Source organism: Oribacterium sinus, assembly GCF_963553175.1.
Classification (GTDB): domain Bacteria; phylum Bacillota; class Clostridia; order Lachnospirales; family Lachnospiraceae; genus Oribacterium; species Oribacterium sinus_B.
The window spans coordinates 1-5,021 of sequence record NZ_CAUVME010000066.1 but is presented as its reverse complement, the minus strand read 5'-3'; the positions used below and the strand labels follow the sequence as shown (position 1 = coordinate 5,021).

4 protein-coding genes are annotated in these 5,021 nt (G+C 45.1%); all 4 read right to left on the bottom strand.

Annotation, left to right across the window (positions count from 1 at the left end):
- Position 1 precedes the first annotated feature (1 nt).
- On the bottom strand, positions 2-1,129 hold the full coding sequence (gene recA, locus RYO92_RS10775; RefSeq protein WP_304070410.1) for a recombinase RecA: 1,128 nt from the start codon (positions 1,127-1,129) through the stop codon (positions 2-4).
- A gap of 484 nt (positions 1,130-1,613) precedes the next feature.
- Entirely contained in the window at positions 1,614-2,069 is a 456-nt protein-coding gene (gene tnpA / locus RYO92_RS10770; RefSeq protein ID WP_007156859.1) for an IS200/IS605 family transposase, read from the bottom strand.
- A gap of 181 nt (positions 2,070-2,250) precedes the next feature.
- A complete protein-coding gene (locus RYO92_RS10765) occupies positions 2,251-3,501 on the bottom strand; it encodes a hypothetical protein (RefSeq protein WP_315370378.1) in 1,251 nt (416 codons plus the stop codon).
- 24 nt (positions 3,502-3,525) lie between these two features.
- Complete coding sequence (locus RYO92_RS10760) at positions 3,526-4,728, bottom strand: TolC family protein (RefSeq protein ID WP_315370377.1); 1,203 nt, start codon at positions 4,726-4,728, stop codon at positions 3,526-3,528.
- Positions 4,729-5,021 lie beyond the last annotated feature (293 nt).

Here is a 5,021-nt window from a genome sequence, read left to right as displayed (position 1 = left end):
CTTATTCTTCTGCGTCCTCAGCCAGGCTAACCGTAAGATCCATATCCTCATCCTCAGGAACAAAAGCCAAAACCTCTTCCAAATAGGGGTCTTCCTTCAAACCGTATTCTTTACGAAGTTGAATCTCCAAATCCGCCATAATTCTGGGATGACTCTTTAAGAAGGCCTTGGCATTCTCACGGCCCTGACCGATCTTATCCCCGTTATAGGCAAACCAGGCACCGCTCTTCTCAATCATCTTTTTTTCTACCGCAAGATCCAGGATTTCTCCTTCCTTGGAAATACCGGAACCGAAGCTGATATCAAACTCCGCATTCTTAAAGGGAGGGGCAATCTTATTCTTGGAAATCTTTACTTTGGTACGGGCTCCGCTGAAATCTCCGTCACCGGTCTTAATGCTTTCTCCCTTTCGGATGTCCACACGAACAGAAGCATAGAACTTTAAAGCGCGTCCGCCGGTGGTGGTCTCCGGATTACCGAACATCACGCCGACCTTTTCTCTTAACTGATTGATGAAAATAAGGATACAGTTAGACTTGGCGATAATAGCGGTAAGCTTTCTTAAAGCCATAGACATCAAACGAGCCTGTAAGCCCACATGACTGTCTCCCATCTCTCCGTCAATCTCCGCCTTAGGTACCAATGCCGCCACGGAGTCCACAACCAAAATGTCCATAGCACCGGAACGAACCATGGTCTCCACAATATCCAAAGCCTGCTCTCCGGAATCCGGCTGTGCCACATAGAGGTTATCAATGTCCACGCCGATAGCCTGCGCATAACGGGGATCCAAAGCATGCTCTGCATCAATAAAGGCCGCGATTCCTCCACGCTTTTGTACCTCTGCCACTGCATGAAGGGCAAGGGTAGTCTTACCGGAGGATTCCGGTCCGTAAATCTCAATAATACGTCCCCTTGGGAAACCGCCTGCTCCAAGAGCAATATCCACGGATAAGGAACCGGTGGGCACTACGGAGATGTCCTTATTCACTCCGGAATCTCCCAGCTTCATTACGGAGCCCTTTCCGCAATCCTTTTCAATCTTGCTGAGAGCCGCATCCAGCGCCTTTAACTTTTCATCCCGATCTTCCAATGCTACTACAGGAGCCTTGCTTACTTTGTTTGCCATGATTTTCTTCCTTTACTTTTTGTATTGTTACTTGTACCGGTTTTCGCTTCTTACCGGACTACTGTTCTTTCCCTTTATTTCTTCGTTTTTTGCTTGCCGAGAGATTATATCATAGAACATATATTCTGGCTATTGGAATTTTTCTTCAGCTTCTTCCGTTATAACACAAAACACTCCAATCTCCTATACTCCACATTCGGATAAGCTTTTCTTAAAAAATACGCTTCGACTTCACTGTCCGGAATGGCTGTTTATGTCCAACGACTATCCCGCGCTGCTCGTGAGATACTCGTTAATCACTACCACCCGTCAAACGGGTGGTTTGCTCGGGGCTATAAGCCCCTGCTACTGGCCAGCGTCTAAAGGCGCTGGCTTTCATTTTGGGCTATGGGAAGTTTGCTTTGCACCTTCCCACAGCTCCATTCAAGCCATATTGCGTTTGACTCGTCGCTACCCCATAAAGGGGTATTGGTACTACTGCACTTTAACCCTTAAAAGGGTCTTCATATTCTTTAACACTTAGTTTATCCAAAGCTATATCGTGTTTTTCTTGATCTTGGATATACTTTTTTATTGTGGCTTCATTTAAACCTACTGTACTGACATAATAGCCTTCGGCCCAAAAATGTCTGTTTCCAAATTTGTATTTAAGATTTGCGTGTTTATCAAATATCATTAAGGCACTTTTTCCCTTTAAGTAGCCCATAAAAGAAGAAACGCTAATCTTAGGTGGAATACTAACCAGAATGTGTACATGGTCCGGCATTAAATGCCCTTCTATAATCTCCACTCCTTTAAAGGCGCAGAGTTGCTTGATAATATCCCGAATATCTGACTTATATTGATAATATATTATTTTTCGCCTATACTTCGGTGTGAAGACAATATGATATTTACACATCCATTTCGTATGTGCCAATGCATATTCTTTCTTCGCCATAAAATCACCTTCCTTTTCTGCAATATAGCTTGAACAACTTTATTGTATTAGGAAAGGTGATTTTTGTATAACAAGTGTTTCCCACCCGCATAGCGGGTGGTTTTTTGTATCAGAGCTAACATTTTTCAAATGTCAGCTCCGATACCGGCTAAAGTCCATCTATAAGAAAAAAAGAGGGGGATTACTCCCCTGTGGAAAGTATCCCTCTCTCTACTGCTTCTTCGTATTGGAAGACCGCCTGATTATAATCCAGTTTTGCCTGAGCTGCTGCATTTTCCTTGGATAAGGCTTCTAAGGATAAGCCTTGGAAATCTGCCCTCCCCAAAAGTCCCAGAGCATTCATCCGCTCTGCTTTTTCCTTCTGCAAACGAGAAAGCTCTGAAACGGATTCCGCCGCATTTAATGCCGCTTCCGCTTCGCTAATATTCCGTCTGAGCTCCTCCATGGAAACTCGAATCTGCTGCTCTTTTTCCTTCTGACTCTGCTTCTTCTCCGTCCAGCCGGTAATATTGCTGTCCTTTGTACGGAGAATGCTTCCCAATTCACTGTTATGACTTAAAGCGGAATCAATGTCCTTTCCCCAGTCTCTTGTTGCCAGATAGTTTCTCGGGTAGTCGGGAATGGCTTCGAACTGAATATTAGAATAGGTATTCATACTCCAGCCAAGGCTCAGTCCCATATTTCTCTTCATGCTTTCCAGGCCGTCCTTAGCCTTTTGCAAATCCGACTGAGCACTTTCCAGAGCAAGTCTTGCCGCGCTCACATCATTTGCCGTAGCCTGCCCAAGGCGCGCCTGTCTTTCCGTTTTCTCTAAGCCTGCCTGTAGCATCGCCACTCGTTTTTCTAGCATCGTCTTGTTGTTTTCCAGAGAAATCGCACTGAAATAAAGATTTTGCATACCGTCACTCAAAAGCTTTTTTCCGGTATAGAAGCCGGATTTCACGGCTTTTTCCGTCTTAGCTTCCGCCTTCTTCATGCTTTTTTCCGTCTCGGAAAGCTGCACCAGTCCTTGATTTACCTCTGCCAGACTACTGTCTATATCCGGTAAAATCTTCTTACTGTTCTTTACCTTTTCTAACTGATTGATCTGACTTTGCAAAAAGGCTTTGGTCGCAGGATCTGTGCTATCCTGCTTCTGCTCCTTTAAACTGTCAATGCTCTCCTGCAAATTCGCAAGAATATCCGCCTTTTCGTCCTTTACCGCCTTCTGTACGGAAGCCATTCCGCCGGTACTTTGCGCCAAAGCATCCTGTTCCATCTTGGCTACAGAACTGAATTGGTCTACAAGATCCGGGATTTCTCTGAAGGAAATGATGTTGTCATTCACATCCCAAGGCTTCTCCTCTGCTAAGGCAGGGAAGCTTTGACAGAGAAGTCCAAGGCTTAAAGCCAGAGCAAATGCGGATTTTATCTTATTCTTTCTCTTCTCCATAAAAGATTCAATGCATCCTTTCTCTTACTCTGCCGTCGCCAAACCGTTCTTTCCGGCCTGATAATCCAAATATTCTTCATAAAGCTTCAAATCCGCCTGCTGCTTTTGAAGGCTTGCGGTATCGGAAGCATTTTTCGCCTTTTCAAAATCCACACGGCTTACACTTCCCAGCTTATAGCCCCGCTCTGCCTTCTGATAGGCCTGCTGTGCGTTGGATGCCTGCAGCTCCGCCTGTCTTTTTGCCTCCTCTGCCTGCTTTAAGCTTTGGTATCGGGAAAGCATATCGGACTGAATCTTCTCCTTTGCTGCGGAAATGCTTCTTGTCAGATTCTGTCGGTTGGCATCTCCTGTGGAAAGATTCAACTTTCTTTCTGAAATCCGAAGACTGTAGTTATTCTGTAAAGCTGTCTTACTGTCTTCCTCTAAATTCACTGCCGTAAGCTGCTCTGCACTAAGGCTTGGAATTACGGGCATCTCCGGAGTATCACTTGCCTTCCAGCCCAGATTCACCCGTAAAAGCTCCGTCATCTTATCAAAGGCGGAATTGTTCTTTGTAAGACTCAGATTCACCTGGTCATAGGCTTCCTTAGCAGTCAACACGTCAATCTGGGTGGCCTTTCCGATAGCTTTCTTTCTCTCGGTGCTTTCCTGTGCGCTTTTCGCATCCGCTAAAGATAAGGCATCGATTTGCTTTTGAAGGCCTGTACTTTCTCTGCTAATGAAGGATTTTTTAATGGTCTCAATAGTATTCTGCTCCGTTTGTTCCACGGAAAGCTTGGCAATCTCCCGGTCTGCATTCTGCGCCACGGTATCTGCGGAAAAATTGCTGCTGTTGCTCTGGTACTGCATTTCTGCCAAAGCCTCCGCCACGCTATTTCCGTCTGCAGCGGACAATGCCTTTTCATAGGCTTCTTCCACCTGATTTCTGGCATCCTCTACATTGACATTGTAGCTTCCCCTGCTGTCACTTTCCCGGAAGTTTCTCCAAAGACTGGATACTGTGGGGTTGTATTCATGGACCAAGTCCCCGATTTCCTCCCAGGAAATCACATTGTCCCGAAGCTTTGCCCACTCCTCCTCGGAACGCTGCCGTTCAAAGGAAGTCTGCATCTGATCCACGGAAACATTATCGGAAAAGCCCGGTACCTTCTGTGCCATGGCAGGCATGGTAAAGGAAAGGCTCGCTAAAACAATTGCTAAACTAATAGGATATCCCTTTTTTCTCATCTTCTTCTCCTAAAAAAAAATCTCTGATTCTCTAAGCATGGGGCTGTAAAGCACAGTTGACTGTCCTTACAGCCCCTACTAAGAGAAAAGGAGTCTTCTCTACTATAGCATAATATTCCTCAGAATTTCTTAACGAAAATCGTCAATCCTGTGAACTTTTGGTGTTCTTTCTCCTAAATAAGTTTCAACTATCCTGCCAAATATCGCCTTACGCTATGCACCAAAGCCGCGCTGCCGGCTTTAAACTTTTATCATATGTTTTTTCCTGCCATAGATAATCATGTAGTACACCG